Genomic DNA, 16,198 nt, shown 5'->3' on the forward strand with positions numbered 1-16,198 from the left:
CCACCAGCGCCGATGGTACTGCGACAAGCGGGAGAGTAGGTCGCCGCCAGTTTTTATTTAAAAGTCTCATAGATTAATTTCTATGAGACTTTTTTTTTGCGTATAACTCTCCATCTCTCATCTTAATCTATTCCCTTATCAAAGGAAAGAAACAAGAGAAAAGGAAATAGAACAAAGTAAAAAGTAAGAAGTAACAAGAGAAAAGTAAAGAAACCCGAGGATATAATCAATCATCAATCATCATTCATCTTTATTACTCATTACCCATTACTCATTACTCATCAATTATCAATATTGTTTGCCATCTCCTAGCCCCGATAGAAACGGATACCCCGCAGCGTGATGTGGGAAAGAAGGCATTAGCTCGGAAAGCAGGGCGCGAGGAGTAAGAGTGGATAGCGGGATAAAGCTCCTGAAAATATGATCTGCGTTTGAGAACGAATTATTATAAGTGTATATATTTTTATAGAATCTTACTTGTTGATTTGGCTAACTAACAATATATTTGAGTAGAATTAAACCAGTGTATATGTGCAGATACGCAGGAAAAACATATAAATCTCATTTTGTATGTTTCAAATGTAGAAAGTCTTTTAAGCAGACTCATTCTTTTGATATTTTAGAAAGGATCAGAGAAGATAAAAATTTTCATAAGATTAATGGATTCAATGTTCGAAATGTCTCATCAATTTTTGTAAAAAAAGAGCAAAATCAGTTAGAAAAAGTAATTTCAGAAATAAAAAACCGCGTGATAAAATGTCCTGAATGTTCAAGTTTGATGGCAGATTTAGGACTGGATTTTAAAGCACCAAAGAAAAGCACTGCTAAAGAATGGAAAATTGTTGAAAGTCTTTACAGAATCGGGAAAGTTTTCCATTCTTGTGGTTGTGAAGGGCCTGGTTATATTCCTCAAAATCTGAAAGATTATGAAGAATATTTAATCGATAGGTTGGAAATGTATAAGAATTATCAGAGTGTTTATCAAAATTCATCTGAAGAGGATTTTCCTGATAAAATGGAAAGAGTCATTTATTGGTCTCAAAAAATAATTCGATTACAAGATGAAATTCTTCGTCATGGATTTAACATTCGTTGATTTCATTATAAAACCCTATGACTTTCAGAATATCAAATAAGTCTCATATAATTAATAATTCTCCTCAGATTTTTAGAATTTTTTTTAAAAATATTGTCAATGAAAATTATTTATCGTAATATTGCGATATAGTTTAATATGGGAGCTACAAAAACAGATTTTTTTACAGATGAACAAAACAGAATTGCTACCATTGCAAAAGCTTTAGGACATCCTGCGAGAATCGCTATCATTGAATATTTGCTGAAGGTAAATGAGTGCATCTGCGGAGATATTGTCAATGAGCTTCCTTTGGCACAGCCTACAGTTTCCCAACATCTGAAGGAATTAAAAAATGCCGGACTCATCAAAGGAAATATTGAAGGAAATTCTATCTGTTACTGTATTAATGAGAATGCATTTGAGGTACTGAATGTATTTTTTTCAAAAGTAATTTCTACTGTTAAAAAGCAAAAGTGCTGTTGAATTTTTTTGTCTTCAATTATCGTAATATTGCGATATTGTAATATATGATTAATTATAATTTTTTAAACAATTAAAAAGAGAAATATGACCCTTGAACAGATCAAAAATATCCTTCCAACGTTGGATAATGTTGAATTTCAGTTGGAAAACGGAACTTTTGTACCGGAACATTTTCATGTAACAGAAATAGGGATGGTAAGCAAAAATTTTATCGATTGTGGTGGAACCATCAGAAAAGAAGAAAAAGTTAATTTTCAGCTTTGGAATGCAGAAGATGATGAGCATCGTCTGAAGCCGGGGAAACTTCTTCATATTATTCAGCTTTCGGAAGAGAAACTGGGAATTAGAAATTCAGAGATTGAAGTGGAATATCAGGATACAACGATTGGTAAGTATGACCTTGAATTTAATGGAAAACATTTTATCCTTAAAAATAAAAAGACTGCCTGTCTTGCGCAGGATTCATGTGGAATTCCGCAGGAAAAGGAAAAATTAAGTCTGAAAGAGCTTGGTCATAAAACATCTCAATGCGCTCCGAACTCGGGATGCTGTTAATTAAAGTAACTGTATGAATCCGAAATTATCTGTTTACCTAGAAAAAGTTCTTCAGCAAAAAATCAGCGAAGAGCGAAAAGTGGTTTTAAAAAGTCTCACTGACTATATTCAGCAAAAAAAACGAGAGAATAAAGAAGTGCGCCTCAATTTTATCTGTACTCACAATTCGCGCAGAAGCCATTTGTCACAGATTTGGGCACAGGTTGCGGCACATTATTATGAAATCCCGAATGTACAATGTTATTCGGGAGGAACGGAAGGTACCGAACTGTTTCCGAAAATTACGGAAACTTTATCTGATGCAGGTTTTGAGGTCTGGAAATTAAGTGAAACTAAAAATCCTGTATATGCCATGAAATTTGATGAAAATACATTGCCTTTGATTGGTTTTTCCAAAAAATATGATGATCCGTTTAACCCTGAACGTAGTTTTGCCGCTGTAATGACCTGTTCTTCTGCCGATGAAGGCTGCCCGTTTATTCCCGGAGCCGAAAAAAGAGTTCCGCTTACTTTCGAAGATCCTAAAGTTTCGGATAACACTCCCCAACAAACTGAGGTGTATGAAAAAAGAAGTCTGGAGATTGCTTCAGAAATGTTTTATGTATTTTCTCAAATAGATTGTAGATGAATCCAAAATTAAAGTTTTTAGACAGATATTTAACGCTCTGGATCTTTCTGGCAATGATTGTCGGCGTTTCTTTGGGTTACTTTTTTCCTGAAATTTCCCGGGTTACGCAATCTGTTTCTTCGGGAACTACAAATATTCCTTTGGCTCTCGGATTAATTCTCATGATGTATCCTCCTTTGGCCAAAGTAGATTACAGTCTCCTTCCACAGGCTTTTAAAGATAAAAAAGTAATCTCGGTTTCTCTGTTTTTAAACTGGATTGTGGGACCTGTTTTAATGTTTGTTCTGGCAGTAATTTTTCTTAAAAACGAACCGGATTACATGATCGGTCTTATCCTGATTGGTTTGGCAAGATGCATTGCCATGGTAATTGTCTGGAACGATCTCGCAAGAGGAAATCGCGAATATGCTGCTCTTTTGGTGGCATTGAACAGTATTTTTCAGATTTTTTCCTACAGTTTTTTTGCATGGCTTTTCATTAATGTGCTTCCTCAGAAATTAGGTCTTGGAAATTTCAGTATTTCTGTGCCAATGCGTGAAGTCACGGAAAGTGTACTGATCTATCTCGGAATTCCGTTTCTGGCCGGATTTTTATCTCGCTATCTTCTTATTTCATTTAAAGGAAAAGACTGGTACAACAGGAAATTTATTCCGGCAATTTCTCCGATTACTTTGTATGCTTTGTTATTTACGATTGTGCTGATGTTCAGTCTTAAAGGAGATCAGATTCTGGAGCTTCCGATGGATGTGGTGAAAGTGGCGGTTCCGCTGATTTTTTACTTTATTATTATGTTTTTTATCAGTTTTCTGATGAATAAAATGATGAAAGTTCCTTATGATAAGAATGTTGCAATTGCTTTTACAGCTACCGGAAATAATTTCGAACTGGCTATCGCAGTAAGCATTGCTGTTTTCGGAATTCATTCTGCGCAGGCTTTTGTAGGAGTTATCGGTCCTTTGGTAGAAGTTCCGGTTCTTATTCTTTTGGTGAAGGCAAGTTTATATTTAAAACAAAAATAGAGTAATCTGTAGTTGAAAATCAGTTTTAAAATCATTATTCCGGATGCTGAAATCTCGGTGAAAATTTCGTACTTTTGGCATGAAAAATTTCTAAAACTAAAAGTAAAATGGACATTATTTTCGACCTGATTGAAAAAGAAAGACAAAGACAAACTCATGGCATTGAGATGATTGCATCGGAAAACTTTGTTTCTGATAATGTAATGAAAGCTATGGGAAGCGTATTGACTAATAAATATGCTGAAGGATATCCCGGAAAAAGATATTACGGAGGTTGTGAAGTCGTAGACGAGGTTGAAACTCTGGCGATCAATAGAGCTAAAGAGCTTTTCGGTGTAGAGTATGCAAATGTTCAGCCCCATTCCGGATCTCAGGCGAATGCGGCAGTTTACTTGGCAGTTTTAAAACCCGGAGATAAAATAATGGGGATGGATCTTTCCATGGGAGGTCACCTTACGCACGGTTCTTCGGTTAATTTCTCAGGAATTCAGTATAATGTGGTTTCTTACGGAGTTCAGAAAGAAACAGGTCTTATTGATTACGATCAGATGAGAGAAGTGGCTTTAAGAGAAAAACCTAAAATGCTTATTGCCGGTTTCTCTGCATATTCAAGAGATCTGGATTATGCAAAATTCAGAGAAGTTGCAGACGAAATCGGAGCTACACTTTGGGCAGATATTGCTCATCCTGCCGGTTTGGTGGCAAAAGGTCTTTTAAATAATCCTTTTGAACACTGTCATGTAGTAACCACAACCACTCACAAAACGCTGAGAGGACCAAGAGGAGGGATGATCATGATGGGGAAAGATTTCGAAAATACTTATGGTCATAAAACGCCAAAAGGAGAAACTAAGATGATGAGTCAGGTTCTGGACGGAGCTGTTTTCCCGGGAATTCAGGGAGGTCCGCTGGAACACGTTATTGCGGGTAAAGCAGTTGCTTTCGGAGAAGCTTTGGACGATCAGTTCTTAACATATGCGAAGCAGGTTCAGGCTAATGCACAGGCTTTGGCAAAAGCAATGATCGACAGAGGATTTGATATCGTAAGCGGTGGAACAGACAACCACTTAATGTTGGTAGATCTTAGAAATAAAAATGTAAACGGTAAGGAAACAGAGAAAGCTTTGGTTCTTGCAGACATTACCTGTAACAAAAATATGGTTCCTTTTGATGATAAATCACCATTCACCACTTCAGGAATCAGATTAGGAACGGCTGCTATTACGACAAGAGGTCTGAAGGAGAATGATATGGATACCATTGCAGGATTAATTTCTGATGTGGTAGATAACATCAAAAATGAAGAAGTAATTTCTTCGGTAAGAAAAAAAGTAAATGAATTAATGGAAGGTAAAGCTTTATTCAACTATTAATTTTCAAAGAAATAAATAATAAAGAATGGGCTTTTGCTCATTCTTTTTTGTGTAAAAAATATATGGAGAAGAAGTCTTTCACTTTTGATGAGATTAAACTGAAACTGGTAAACTATTGTGTGTATCAGGATCGCTGTCATGCAGAAGTTGAGCAGAAAATGAGAGAATTTCTTTTAATTGATGAAGCGAAGGAAGAAATTATGCTTTATCTGATGAAAGAAAACTATCTGAATGAAGAACGGTTTACGCGAAGCTACATCAGAGGTAAGTTTTACATCAAACACTGGGGAAAGGCGAAAATTAAAATTCATCTGAAACAAAAACAGATTTCCGATAAATTAATCAGTACATGTTTTGATGAAATTCATGAGGATGATTATGAAAAAACGATCCGTAAAATTTATCAGGATTACTATGATAAGCAGAGTGGATTGAAGGATTATCAAAGAAAAGCAAAAACAATCAAATATTTAATAAGCAGAGGCTTTGAATATGAGAAGATAAATGATATTTTTGATTAGAATTAATTCTATGGTAAAAGTTTTTTTTATTAAGATTTGTAACAAAATATATAGATTGTAAATGAATTGATTAGAATAAAATACTATGTTTAAAGAACGTATATTTCTATTAATGTTGAAATAAAACGTATTTTTACGATATGAAATTTTATGGTACTATTTTTGGAACTGTTGTTAACCAAATTTTAAAAACGGTTAGTGAAAATTCAAACTAAATTTATTTTTTAAATTTAAAGTATAGATAAAATTTTATTTTAATTTTGCATGACAGCCTTAAGGTTATTATTTCAATAATCCGGGTCTTATACCTTTAATATTTATGAACACAAATATAGACAATGTACAATTCTCTTAGGAAGAAGATTTTTGGAGGAGATAATGTTGTCAGTCTCTCGGATGTAAGATATCTGCCAAGATGGATAATATTAGTAATTGATATTATTATTCTGGTAGTATCGTTATTTTTATCTACCTATATTATAGAAAAAATTACCCAGCGTGAATTTATCTATGATGATAAAAGTCTTGTATTTTTATCTATTATCGTTATCAACGCCTTATTCATGTATGTTTTTAAAACATATGCAGGAATTATAAGGCATTCTACTTTTACAGATCTTTTTAAACTTTTGACGTCCTGCTTCTGTACAATGGTTACAGTAGCTACAATTAACATTTTTTATTTCTGGATCACCGGCGGAAAATTTATTTTAACACCTTATCTTATTTTATATTTCATCATCTCGTTTATGGGATTATTTCTTTTCAGATTGTATGTAAAAGAATTTTTTCATATCGTGAGAGAATATAGAAGAAGTACACTTAAGAAGAGAATTCTTGTTTTAGGAATCGATGAGCAGTCTATTGCCATTGCGAGAGCTATTTTAGACAATCCAAGCCTTCCTTATCATGTAGTAGGTTTTTTAACCCAGAGAACAGATTCTAAAAGAGCATCGTTGCTAGGAAAGCCAATCCTTTCAAAGGAAAAAATTGAAAAACATTCGAAAGAAGAACTTTTAGTAGACGGAGTCATCATTATAAAAGAAATGATGTCTAAAGATGAAATGAATTCCTGGGTAAATTTATTTCTTGAAAAAGATTTCAACATCTTTAAAGCTCCTTCGGTTCAGAAACTTAGAGACAGTGATCTTGGAGGTTCCATCAGAAATCTTCAGATCGAAGATTTGTTGAACAGAAAACCAATTAAAATTGAAAGTGAAGATGTGCGAAGCAGACATTTTAACAAGACAATTTTAGTAACCGGAGGTGCAGGTTCTATTGGGAGCGAAATTGTCAGACAGGTTGCACAATTTAATCCTTCTCTTATCGTTGTATTAGATCAGGCTGAAACACCTCTGTATGATATAGAGCTTGAAATGAGAGAAAAATTTCCTCATATCACCTTTAAATTTGTATTGGCAGATGTTTCCAATAAGCATAGAATAGAACCATTGTTTCAAACCTATAATTTTTCTATGGTTTATCATGCTGCGGCATATAAACACGTGCCATTGGTTGAAGAAAATCCACACGAAGGTATTATAGTGAATGTATTAGGTTCAAGAATCATTGCAACACTTTCCAGTAAGTATAATGTGAACAGGTTTGTAATGGTATCAACAGATAAAGCTGTAAATCCTACCAATGTGATGGGAGCTTCAAAAAGAGCTGCGGAATTATTTGTTCAGTCTTTACAAAATGTGGAAGGAAACAAAACCAAATTTATTACAACAAGATTCGGAAACGTTTTAGGATCTAACGGATCGGTAATTCCTCATTTTAAAAAGCAAATTGAAGCAGGAGGTCCCGTTACGATTACGCATCCTGATATTGTAAGATATTTTATGACGATTCCGGAGGCTTGTGAACTTGTTCTTCAGGCCGGAACCATGGGACACGGCGGGGAAATTTTCGTTTTTGATATGGGAGAACCCGTAAAAATTTTGGATCTCGCGAGAAGAATGATAAAATTATCAGGATTTGAGCCTAATATAGATATTAAAATTATTTATACAGGTTTAAGGCCCGGAGAAAAATTATATGAAGAGCTTTTGAGTGATGATGCAAAAACATTGCCGACTCATAACGAAAAGATTATGATCTCAAAAGATCCGAGTATGGTATTTTCTGAAATTGAATCTATGGTGAATTTGGTTACCAAAGCTGCTATCAAAAGAGATAAGGTAGAAGTCGTAAGAATTTTGAAAACTATAGTTCCTGAATTTAGAAGTAACAATTCTATTTATGAAATACTGGATAAATAGAAAAATAATAAATGTATATTTGTACAATTTTAAAATATGATGAAAGGTAAAATACTGGCTGTATTACTGGCAGTTACATTAGTTTCGTGCAAAACAAATCCCAACGCACACAACGATCTGAATTATATGCAGAATATAGAAAATGTTGCCATAGAAGCTTCTGCTAAAAATTCTCAAAATACAATTCAATCGGGAGATCAGCTTGTTATTCTTATTACGGCTAAAGATTTAGATGTTGTTAAACCATTTAATCAAAATTTTTCATCCTCAGAGTTTATTCAGAATAATACATTCGCAGGTGGAAATACTCCAGGTCAGGGATCGGCAAATATTTCTGGACCAACTTATATTGTAGATTCTGATGGTGATATAGATTTTCCTATCTTAGGAAAGTTAAATACAAAAAATAAAACTTTAGTTCAATTTAAAGATGAACTAAGAGACAAAATAAAAGAATTTGTTATTAATCCTAGTGTTTCTGTGAGACTCTCAAATTTCAAAATTTCAATTTTGGGTGAAGTAAACAGGCAAGGTGATTATGTTGTGGCAAATGGACAGGCTACAATATTGAATGCATTGGCCATGGCTGGAGATCTTACTATATATGGAAAAAGAAATGATATATTAATAATAAGAACGGAAAATGGGCAAATTACTCATGGGAGGATAAACCTGCAAGATGCTAACCTAATTAATTCTCCTTATTATAATCTGAGGCAAGGAGATGCTATTATAGTTTCTGCAAATAATACAAAAGATATTGCTTCAAAGCAAAACCCAAATACTCCACTTATTTTATCTGCAATTTCAATTGGTGTTACTGCTATTGCGGTAGTCGTAGGTTTATTTAAGAAATAAAAAGAATGGAAGAAAAAAATAATTTTGTGGAGACAAAAGAGATAGAATTACATATACGAGAAATAATACATCCTTATCTAAAAAGATGGTTTTGGTTCTTAATTGGGGCTGCAGTTTCACTTTTAATAGCATATTTATATTTAAAAAAACAAGTGGCTGTATATGAAGTTGCATCAACAGTTTTAATTAAAGATTCAAAAGCGAACAGCGGCGGAACACAGGACTTTGCAACGTTAAGAGATATCTCGGGTATAGGAAAGATAGGGAGTAATGGGGTGGAGAACGAGATGGAAATTTTTAAATCCAAAAAACTTGTACGTGAAGTAGTAAGAGTTTTAGGTTTAGAAACAAATATTTATAATGGCGATCTGAAAAACGAACTTTTCGAAGAGACTTCTCCAATAAGAGTCGTTATTGTTCAGGAAAAAGAATTTTCAGGCAATGCTTCCCGTTTGATCAATTTAAAGATTAACGGAAATGAGCTTACACTTTCTGCTGAAGGAATGTCCCCTGTAAAATCCTCATATAATAAAGTAATCAGTTTACCTTTTGCCAATATAATGATATTGAGAAATGCGAATTACAGGTCTAAAAAAAGTATTACGGATCTTTTATTGGATATTTCTACTTTAGATGACAGAACAAATGCCTTTCAGTCTGCTCTTAATGTTAGTCTGATTAATAAAGATGCTACTGTTATCAAATTATCAATGAATTATGCCGAAGTGGATAAAGCGAAAGCATTTATCAATAAGCTTGTTCAGGTGTATAATGAAGATGCTGTTGAGGATAAAAATACAGAGTTCAGAAATACAGCTAAGTTTATCAATGAAAGAATAGATCAGGTTGGACGAGATTTGGGCGATGTAGAAAACCAGAAAGAACAGTTTAAAAAGTCCAATAGAATATCTGATATAGAAACCGAAGTTCAATTGGGGCTTAAGACTAATACTGAGGCAAAAAGTAAAGAACTTGAAATTAATGCACAGTTGGAACTTACGGATATTTTGCTAGGATATGTTTCTAATCAGAACTCTAACCAGACCCTTCCGAGTAATCTTGGTCTGAATAATCCAGGCGCTACTGCCAATATTTCAGCGTATAATCAGTTGGTTTTGGAAAGAAATAAACTTCTTCAGAACGCTACACCAGAAAACCCTCTTGTTGTTGATATTACAAAACAGATAAATAATATTAGGACTTCTGTAATGCAGAGTTTACAGAAGAACAGAACGGCACTTCAGTTAGCAAGAAATGGTCTTTCTGCCGAACAGAATAATATTTCTGGCAGAATATCCCAAGTACCGGCTCAGGAAAAACTATTCAGAAGTATTGAACGTCAGCAGCAGATCAAAGAATCATTGTATCTTCTATTGTTACAGAAGAGAGAAGAAACTGCAATATCGATGGCTGTTACATCAGCAAAAGCAAGAATTGTGGACAAAGCTTATGTTGGAATGAAAGTTTCACCAAAATCTGGGGTAATTTTACTTTCCGGACTTGTAGCAGGTCTTTTGCTTCCGATTGTTTTTATTTATCTTCAACAGCTTTTTAACGATAAGGTAAAAACAAAACATGATCTGGAAAAACTTACCAACAGAAAACCTATCATCGGCGAAATTCCCAGTATGGAAAGAGGCCAGGATGAGTTGGTAAGAATGAACGATCTATCTCCTATGGCTGAATCATTCAGGATTTTAATTACCAATATGAATTTTATGTTTCCTAAGAACATTAAAAAAGGAAGAACGGTATTTGTTACTTCCACTGTAAAAGGAGAAGGTAAAACACACGTTTCTGTAAACCTTGCGTTAACGATGGCTACACCTAAAAAGAAGATCATCATCATCGGTTCGGATATCAGAAACCCTCAGTTACAGAGATACAATACTACAAGAAAAGGGCTTGCCGGACTTACGGAGTTTCTTTATGATGACCAAATTTCTGTAGAAGACATTGTGCATCAGAGTGCATTTAATCCTTATCTGGATGTTATATTTTCTGGAAGCATACCTCCAAATCCTACGGAATTGCTGTCTAACGGAAGATACGAGGATCTTCTTGCAGACCTGCAGGGAACGTATGATTATATCATTATTGATACAGCACCGCTTATGCTGGTGACGGATACTTTACTCATTGCTAATATGGCAGACGTTACACTGTATGTAACCCGATCTAGACATACAGAAAAAACGTTAATAGATTTTGCAAACAAACAAATAGAAACACATAAAATAAAAAATGTTGCTTTCGTACTTAATGATGTAAGTAAAGAGTATTTTGCCTACGGAAATAAATATGGGTACGGATACAAGGCAACAGAGAACAAAAACTTTTTAGATAAAATAAAAGGTATTTTTAATAAAGAATGATGAATTTACCCAAACACTATAAAATTGCTGTAATCGGCCAGGGATATGTAGGCCTGCCTCTAGCTCTTGAGTTTTCTAAATTTTTACCAGTTTATGGATTTGATATTAATGAGCAGAGAGTTAAAGAGCTCAATAATGGTGAAGACCATACCCTAGAAGCCGATTCTGATGAAATAAAAGAACAGTTAAAAATTGCTTCAGAGAGTAATTTTCAGAAAGGTTATATTCCTTCCAGTTCTCTGGAAGAAATTGCAGAGGCAAATATATATATAGTAACAGTTCCTACACCTATAGATAGATTTAACTCTCCGGATCTTAGTCTTTTAATTAAGGCAAGTAAGATGTTGGGGGGAATTATTAAGAAACAAGACATTATTATTTATGAATCTACAGTTTATCCAGGATGTACAGAAGAAGAATGTATTCCTATATTAGAAAAAGAATCAAAATTAAAACTGAATGAAGATTTTTTTGTTGGTTATTCTCCAGAAAGAATCGTTCCCGGAGATAAAGTAAACACTTTAGTGACAATTAAAAAAGTTACATCAGGATCTACTACTGAAATTGCAGAAGATATAGATCAGCTATACAAATTAATCATTAAAGCAGGAACCCACAAGGCTCCTAGTATTAAAGTTGCAGAAGCTTCTAAAGCAATTGAGAATGCCCAAAGGGATGTAAATATATCTTTTGTTAATGAATTAGCTTTGATATTTGATAGAATAGGTATTGATACTCATGATGTTTTAGAGGCAGCAGGTACGAAATTTAATTTTTTAAAATACCGTCCGGGTTTGGTGGGAGGGCACTGTATTTCTGTAGATCCTTACTATCTTGCACATAAAGCTGGGCAACTTGGTTATCATCCACAGGTAATTTTAAGTGGAAGAAGAGTAAACGACATGATGCCTGAATTTATTGCTGGAAAAGTTATTAAGTTAATGATTCAAAAAGGGATTCAGATTAAAAATGCAAATGCTTTAATCTTAGGAATTACGTTTAAAGAAAACTGTCCGGATATAAGGAATACCAAAGTTGTAAATATCTATTCCGAACTTAAGCAATATAATCTTAATGTAGATATTTATGATCCTTGGGCAGATCAGGATGAAGTAAAATCTGAATATAATATTCAAACTCTTGAAGATTTTATAGAAGATAAAAAGTATGAAGTTATTATTTTGGCAGTTTCTCATAAAGAGTTTAAGAATTTAGATATTATTTCATTAAAAACTGAGAAATCAGTTTTATTTGATGTAAAAGCATTCTTGGAAAGAGATACTGTTGATGCAAGACTATAAGCATAATTATCGGCGTATACATGATTTTAGCAAATAAAGAATCTTTAATTTATATTCCATATTATGGAATTAATCATAAAGATTTAAAGAATTTTGTTAAAAATTATATCAATTAAAATAAGAAATAATAAAATGATTTTTCAGATTTTTCGAAAATAATTCTATTGTTTCAAAGAATACTTAATGAGAAAAAAAGCAGTTTTACTTTTCATTTTAAAGTTAATAAAAATACCCTTAAATATTATTCTTCTTTCTATGACTGCCAAATATTTTGGGGTGTCTTTGGAAAAAGATGTATGGATTTTGGCATTTACTACAATGTCTACAATAGATGCTGCACTATGGGGACCTATAAATGAAACGTTCAGAACAAAGTTTATTTTTCTCAAAGAAAACAATTCTGAAGAAACTGCATTGGTAAAGACACAGTCTTTGCTCACATATTTCATTCTTTTTTCAGTATTACTGGTAGGGGGTATTTTGGCCTTTCCGGATTATTTTACATATTTAATAGCTCCTGACTACGATGTTTCCCAGCGTCTGGTATTGGTTAAAATGATCTATTATGTAGCTCCGGTACTGCTTTTTAACCAATTGATGTCGATAGGAATCAGTATTTTGAATGCGTATGAAATTTTTTTTATCGCCGAGGTTTCAGGATTTTTCAGCACAATTATTAATATTGCACTGATCTATTTTTTCGTGGAAAGAATGGGCATTCTTTCTCTGCCTCTGTCATATTATATTTCTACACTGCTGCTTATTGCATTTATCGTCTTTTTTATCATAAAGAAAAAAATTCCCTTATTTAAAGCAAACTGGAATTTTTCATTCGATGGCTTTAAAACTTTTTTCCTTTTTGCCATTCCCTTTTTTTTACCGTATTTTTTCGGACAGATCAATTCATTGGTAGAGAAAATTTTAGCATCAGGAATAAGAGAAGGGGTTATTTCCTCACTTGATTATGCTAACAGGATACCTACCTTGATGTACGGAATTGTGGTAAGTATCATTACAACCATCTTGGTACCTGTATTATCAAAGTATTATATAAAAGGAGATAAAGATCTTTATAATGATGAGTTCAGAAAAATGTTTCAGCTTGGATTGCTTATTATTTCTTTTATCACTGCTTTTATTGCGGGAGCCTCTTTACCTATGGTGAAGATTCTTTATGATAGAGGAAGTATTTCTACGGAAGAACTTATAAGCATTGCAGATCTTTCCATACTGTATGGGATTTCACTTTTAGGAATATTCGGATATGTTATTTTCGGTATGAGTTTATTATCCTCTGAAAATCAAAAGTATTATGCGTTTATAGGAATGGCTACACAGATTGCTGTTATTACCATAAATTTTCTGTTCGTAAAATTAGGTGGAATTTATATATTTCCTATCTCCATATTTTTTTCTCATAGCATATTCGCCTACTTTATGTATTTGAAATATCCGTTTAGAAAAGATCTTAATATTGAGCCAAGATACTTTCTTCTTGTAATCATTATCGTTTCCATTATGTATTTTGGAATGCGCCATTCAGTCAGTTTTACAAGTCCATATCCGGAAGTGATATTTCAGGCAGGCGTTCTGGCGATTTTGCTGTTTATTCTGAGCTATATTTTCAGGCTTGAAGAAAGACAGATAATTTTAAAACTGATAAGTCAAAAAATAAAACAACTTAGAAAATGATGTTTTCAAAGAAGAAAAAGACTTTTGTAACAATTTTTCCGAATTGCGAAAATATCCATCTCATCAAAGATGTGGGCATGATACCCTATCTGCTTTATAAAAATCATCATTATGACTCCTATATTGCAGGATATTCAGACGGTCCTTTTCCTTATCTGGAATCTGACGTTAGAGGACTGAAAACTTTAAAAATTAAAAAAATATTCTCTGGAAATGAAACACTAAACATCTTATTTTTCCTATTGTTACATCTGAGAAAAATTGATGTTATCAATTTTTACCACTTTTCTTTACAGAAAGTACTGCTATGCTTTATATTTAAGGTACTTACTTTCGGAAGAGGTAAAAGTTATATAAAACTGGATGCCAACGATTCCATACTCGATCAGGAGTATACAGGCTTAAAAAGGAAACTCATCGGCTATCTGGTAAAGTATGTGGACATCATTTCTGCTGAGATAGAGAGTATAGTAAACGCATTAAATAAAAAAAATATTTTCGGAAAAGAAGTTTTTTTGATCTCCAATGGTTTTTATTCTCAAAAGATCTCCAATGTTTCTTATGATAAAAAGAAAAAGAGATGTATTACTGTTTCAAGGCTGGATGATCCCGGAAAATCTAATCTAACGCTTATTGAAGGGTTTTTGACATTTTGTAAACAAAATCCGGATAACGAATGGGATTTTGTTTTGGTAGGAGCGTACAGTGAAAAATTCTTATCAGCTATCAGGAATATTACAGATAAATATGCTGGGTTTGCAGATAGGATTATCCTTGCCGGTGCAGTCTATGACCGGATGGAACTGGCAAAGCTTTACGAAGAATCAGCACTATTTTTATTTGCATCGCTGTCAGAATCTTTCGGTTTTGTTTATCTGGAGGCTCTTTCCAATAAATGTTTTATCATTTCAACTCCACTGAATCCATGTAAGGAAATTACAGATAACTGGAAGTATGCTGCTGTTTTCAATTACCAGAATCCGGATGACCTTGCCGTGAAAATTAAAGAGACAATCGCTAAAGATGATTTAGAAAAATTAAGTCGGGAAGGGGCGGAATATGTTTATTCCAAATACTATTGGCCTATAATAATCGATAAGCTGAATAATAAGCTTTTAAAACTATAGATTACTAAAATTACGTAATAAATGACTTGCTCAATTATCATAATAAATTATAATACAAAACAGCTAACGACTGATTGTATACATTCTGTCAAGAAATATACAGAAGATATAAGCCACGAAATTATTCTCGTTGATAATGCTTCAACAGATGGATCAAAAGAGCATTTTGAAAACTTTGAGGGAATTAAATATATTTATTCCGATACCAATTTAGGTTTCGGGAGAGCAAATAATTTAGGGGTTCAGCAAGCAGAAGGAGAGTTTTTATTCTTTTTGAATTCAGATACACTCCTAATTGAAGATTCTATTACCAAGCTTCATTCTTTTTTTGTGAATAATGAAGATCAGTTGAATATAGGGGTATTGGGATGCCCGCTGATTGATAAGAACCATACGATCAACGGATACGGAAACAGTTTTCCGACGTGTTCTAACGAAAAAAATAAAGTATGGAAACAAATTCCTTTCGTTTCATCTTTTATACTTTTGCAGGAAGAAAAAGTTTACGATTTCAGCAAAACGTATTTTGAAATAGATTATGTTATAGGAGCCGATATGTTTATGAGAAAATCTTTGTTTGAAAAGTTAGATGGCTTCTTTCACAAGTTCTTTATGTATTATGAAGAGACAGATCTGCAGAAAAGAATCAGTAACCTTGGATATAAACAGTATATTTATACAAAGACCAATATCATCCACCTGGAAGAGGCGAGCAGTAAGACGATTATAAACTATTCCAATAAAAAAAGAATAATGACTCATACCAGCAGAGTGCTTTACTTAAAAAGAAATGATCGCAAAAGGTTCTCTACGTTTGTGATAACGGACTATTTATTTTTAATTTTGAATTTTTTTAATTTTAAATATACTTTTAAAGAGAATTGGAAGTATTTTACTGAAATAATAAAAACATATTAAAGGAGA

At 33.3% G+C, this 16,198-nt stretch carries 14 protein-coding genes; all 14 read left to right on the top strand.

Translation table 11 applies throughout. The annotated features are described in order from the left end of the window. The first annotated feature begins 505 nt into the window (after positions 1-505). Positions 506-1,096 carry a hypothetical protein gene (locus H6W53_RS03780; protein WP_185204945.1) on the top strand — a complete coding sequence of 197 codons (591 nt, stop codon included), beginning with the start codon at positions 506-508 and terminating at the stop codon, positions 1,094-1,096. A gap of 138 nt (positions 1,097-1,234) precedes the next feature. After that, positions 1,235-1,561, top strand: a complete 327-nt coding sequence (locus H6W53_RS03785) for an ArsR/SmtB family transcription factor (RefSeq protein ID WP_185204946.1) — start codon at positions 1,235-1,237, stop codon at positions 1,559-1,561. Positions 1,562-1,645: 84 nt separating this feature from the next. Beyond that, entirely contained in the window at positions 1,646-2,116 is a 471-nt protein-coding gene (locus H6W53_RS03790; protein WP_185204947.1) for a DUF6428 family protein, read from the top strand. A gap of 13 nt (positions 2,117-2,129) precedes the next feature. Continuing rightward, the gene (locus H6W53_RS03795) at positions 2,130-2,744 is read left to right on the top strand and encodes a low molecular weight phosphatase family protein (protein ID WP_185204948.1); all 615 of its coding nucleotides are present in this window, start codon (positions 2,130-2,132) and stop codon (positions 2,742-2,744) included. After that, positions 2,741-3,763 carry an ACR3 family arsenite efflux transporter gene (gene arsB / locus H6W53_RS03800; protein WP_185204949.1) on the top strand — a complete coding sequence of 341 codons (1,023 nt, stop codon included), beginning with the start codon at positions 2,741-2,743 and terminating at the stop codon, positions 3,761-3,763. The genes H6W53_RS03795 and arsB overlap by 4 nt, the downstream gene beginning before the upstream one ends. 107 nt (positions 3,764-3,870) lie before the next feature. Then, positions 3,871-5,136 carry a serine hydroxymethyltransferase gene (glyA, locus tag H6W53_RS03805; protein ID WP_185204950.1) on the top strand — a complete coding sequence of 422 codons (1,266 nt, stop codon included), beginning with the start codon at positions 3,871-3,873 and terminating at the stop codon, positions 5,134-5,136. A 62-nt stretch (positions 5,137-5,198) separates the two neighbouring features. Continuing rightward, positions 5,199-5,657: a regulatory protein RecX gene (locus tag H6W53_RS03810; RefSeq protein ID WP_185204951.1), complete on the top strand. Its 459-nt coding sequence runs from the start codon at positions 5,199-5,201 to the stop codon at positions 5,655-5,657. A 338-nt stretch (positions 5,658-5,995) separates the two neighbouring features. Continuing rightward, positions 5,996-7,921: a polysaccharide biosynthesis protein gene (locus H6W53_RS03815; RefSeq protein WP_185204952.1), complete on the top strand. Its 1,926-nt coding sequence runs from the start codon at positions 5,996-5,998 to the stop codon at positions 7,919-7,921. Between the two features lie 36 nt (positions 7,922-7,957). Beyond that, positions 7,958-8,779 (top strand): polysaccharide biosynthesis/export family protein, encoded by an 822-nt coding sequence (locus H6W53_RS03820; RefSeq protein WP_228457747.1) that lies wholly within the window; start codon positions 7,958-7,960, stop codon positions 8,777-8,779. 5 nt (positions 8,780-8,784) lie between these two features. After that, positions 8,785-11,154, top strand: a complete 2,370-nt coding sequence (locus H6W53_RS03825) for a GumC family protein (RefSeq protein WP_185204953.1) — start codon at positions 8,785-8,787, stop codon at positions 11,152-11,154. Then, positions 11,151-12,455, top strand: coding sequence for a nucleotide sugar dehydrogenase (locus tag H6W53_RS03830; RefSeq protein ID WP_185204954.1), 1,305 nt, complete (start codon positions 11,151-11,153; stop codon positions 12,453-12,455). The genes H6W53_RS03825 and H6W53_RS03830 overlap by 4 nt, the downstream gene beginning before the upstream one ends. A 183-nt stretch (positions 12,456-12,638) precedes the next feature. Then, entirely contained in the window at positions 12,639-14,147 is a 1,509-nt protein-coding gene (gene murJ / locus H6W53_RS03835; RefSeq protein ID WP_185204955.1) for a murein biosynthesis integral membrane protein MurJ, read from the top strand. Further along, the gene (locus tag H6W53_RS03840; protein WP_185204956.1) at positions 14,144-15,274 is read left to right on the top strand and encodes a glycosyltransferase; all 1,131 of its coding nucleotides are present in this window, start codon (positions 14,144-14,146) and stop codon (positions 15,272-15,274) included. The genes murJ and H6W53_RS03840 overlap by 4 nt, the downstream gene beginning before the upstream one ends. Before the next feature lie 21 nt (positions 15,275-15,295). Next, the gene (locus H6W53_RS03845; protein WP_185204957.1) at positions 15,296-16,192 is read left to right on the top strand and encodes a glycosyltransferase family 2 protein; all 897 of its coding nucleotides are present in this window, start codon (positions 15,296-15,298) and stop codon (positions 16,190-16,192) included. Positions 16,193-16,198: the final 6 nt, after the last annotated feature.

This window comes from Chryseobacterium sp. C3 (assembly GCF_014218905.1).
In the GTDB taxonomy this organism is placed as follows: Bacteria; Bacteroidota; Bacteroidia; order Flavobacteriales; family Weeksellaceae; genus Chryseobacterium; species Chryseobacterium mucoviscidosis.

Bases quoted from the DNA above. Each gene is read 5' to 3' on its own strand.
- murJ (WP_185204955.1), top strand. From the start codon at position 12,639: ATGAGAAAAAAAGCAGTTTTACTTTTCATTTTAAAGTTAATAAAAATA.
- H6W53_RS03790 (WP_185204947.1), top strand. From the start codon at position 1,646: ATGACCCTTGAACAGATCAAAAATATCCTTCCAACGTTGGATAATGTT.
- H6W53_RS03840 (WP_185204956.1), top strand. From the start codon at position 14,144: ATGATGTTTTCAAAGAAGAAAAAGACTTTTGTAACAATTTTTCCGAAT.
- H6W53_RS03785 (WP_185204946.1), top strand. From the start codon at position 1,235: ATGGGAGCTACAAAAACAGATTTTTTTACAGATGAACAAAACAGAATT.
- H6W53_RS03825 (WP_185204953.1), top strand. From the start codon at position 8,785: ATGGAAGAAAAAAATAATTTTGTGGAGACAAAAGAGATAGAATTACAT.
- arsB (WP_185204949.1), top strand. From the start codon at position 2,741: ATGAATCCAAAATTAAAGTTTTTAGACAGATATTTAACGCTCTGGATC.
- glyA (WP_185204950.1), top strand. From the start codon at position 3,871: ATGGACATTATTTTCGACCTGATTGAAAAAGAAAGACAAAGACAAACT.
- H6W53_RS03845 (WP_185204957.1), top strand. From the start codon at position 15,296: ATGACTTGCTCAATTATCATAATAAATTATAATACAAAACAGCTAACG.
- H6W53_RS03830 (WP_185204954.1), top strand. From the start codon at position 11,151: ATGATGAATTTACCCAAACACTATAAAATTGCTGTAATCGGCCAGGGA.
- H6W53_RS03810 (WP_185204951.1), top strand. From the start codon at position 5,199: ATGGAGAAGAAGTCTTTCACTTTTGATGAGATTAAACTGAAACTGGTA.
- H6W53_RS03795 (WP_185204948.1), top strand. From the start codon at position 2,130: ATGAATCCGAAATTATCTGTTTACCTAGAAAAAGTTCTTCAGCAAAAA.
- H6W53_RS03820 (WP_228457747.1), top strand. From the start codon at position 7,958: ATGATGAAAGGTAAAATACTGGCTGTATTACTGGCAGTTACATTAGTT.
- H6W53_RS03815 (WP_185204952.1), top strand. From the start codon at position 5,996: ATGTACAATTCTCTTAGGAAGAAGATTTTTGGAGGAGATAATGTTGTC.